This is a genomic window from Roseovarius atlanticus (genome assembly GCF_001441615.1).
In the GTDB taxonomy this organism is placed as follows: Bacteria; Pseudomonadota; Alphaproteobacteria; order Rhodobacterales; family Rhodobacteraceae; genus Roseovarius; species Roseovarius atlanticus.
This window is the reverse complement of record NZ_LAXJ01000059.1, coordinates 1-647: the sequence shown is the minus strand read 5'-3', so window position 1 is coordinate 647 and position 647 is coordinate 1. Positions and strand designations below refer to the sequence as shown.

Annotated in this window: 1 protein-coding gene; it reads right to left on the bottom strand. The window is 53.9% G+C overall.

What is annotated here, in order from left to right:
- Positions 1–342: 342 nt before the first annotated feature.
- Positions 343–647: hypothetical protein (locus tag XM53_RS23870; protein WP_236544624.1), on the bottom strand; the 305-nt coding region annotated here is incomplete at its 5' end.

Below are 647 nucleotides of genomic sequence, written 5' to 3'. Positions count from 1 at the left end.
AAATCGGCGCAGTCATGAGGTCCGGAGAATATCGGCCCTGAGAGACCGCCTATGGGCCTCCCGGCACCGGGACCGGTGCTAAGCCACACCCGCATAACCCTCGAAAACCGCGGAAAAATCCGGCCGCAGCTGGATGGGGATAACGCTTTCGCCGGGGCAAGTGGCGGAGCGGATGCGACCCGCATCTAACGTTCTCCGCGTTCCGACCCATTTAAAAGTAAGATACTCGGAAGAGTGCCATCTGATACAATCGCAACTGTCATCGAGCTTTCCAAACGGGCACGTCGCTTATGGCGTATTTCGTTGAAAAAATCTTCCTTGATCGACTGTTAAGTCGCGGATTTAATTTGTTCTATTGAAAGAGGTTGGCGATAATGAGACCGAGGAGACCTGCTCCACGATGGTCCCGCGTTCATAGCGATAGCCCGCATTTCTGTTGTTCAATCTACCTGTCATTGGTTTGGGCAAGCGCGTCGGACGCGGCGCCTTCAAATCCTTAAAGCGCCCGCCGCGCTTTTGAGAGAGATTGTCGAAACGGTTCTTAAGAGGAACGCTTTGTATGGCAGAAACGAAATTCGCGTAAAGGTCTGCCTGAGTGCCGCAACATGCCGGAAAGCGCCGCACTGCTACAGGCTTTGAAGCAACCC